The 705-nt window shown below is 77.0% G+C and carries 1 pseudogene; it reads right to left on the bottom strand.

Annotated features, from left to right (window positions below):
* A pseudogene (locus AO501_RS38220) lies at positions 1–705 on the bottom strand (PE family protein); the annotation flags it as partial.

Genomic DNA, 705 nt, shown 5'->3' with positions numbered 1-705 from the left:
CCGCCCGCCGCACCGGCGCCGCCGTCACCCGGGGTGGCGCCATTGCCGCCGCTCCCGGCGTTACCCCCGGTACCGCTGGTCCCGGCGATGCCATGTGCCGAGGCGCCACCGGCCCCGCCATTGCCGCCGTTACCGCCAGCGCCGCCCTTGCCGCCCGAACCCCCGGCCTGCCCATCGGCGCCCGGCGTCGTCCCGGCTGCGCCATTGACCCCCGCACCGCCGTCACCACCCCGAGCACCCTGCCCGCCGGCCCCACCGGCGCCACCGTCACCGCGGACCGAACCACCGGCACCGCCATCGCCCCCGGCGCCACCAGCGCCACCGGCTACACCGTCACCGCCGGAATCACCGGCCTTGGTCCCAGCCGCACCGTTGCCACCGGCCGCGCCATCCCCACCGGCGCCACCGGCCCCGCCGCTACCGAAGTTGCCGCCCGCACCACCGGCGCCACCCTTGCCGCCGTCCACGCCCGACGCCGTGGCGCTGAAGCCGGCGCCACCCTTGCCGCCATTACCCAAAATCCCGCCGGGCGTGGACCCCGCGGTTCCGTCGCTACCGGTAATGCGTCCACTACCACCAGTGCCGGCCGCACCGCCAACTCCGGTGTTGCCACCGTGCCCGCCGGCGCCGCCGTCACGATGGGTGGCATTACCGGCCGCACCCGCTCCGCCATCAGCGGGGGTCGCGCCGTTACCGCCGTTGCCG

This window comes from Mycobacterium gordonae, from assembly GCF_001417955.2.
GTDB lineage: Bacteria > Actinomycetota > Actinomycetes > Mycobacteriales > Mycobacteriaceae > Mycobacterium > Mycobacterium gordonae_B.
The sequence above is the reverse complement of the archived record's forward strand: the minus strand, read 5'-3'. Positions and strand labels throughout refer to the sequence as shown.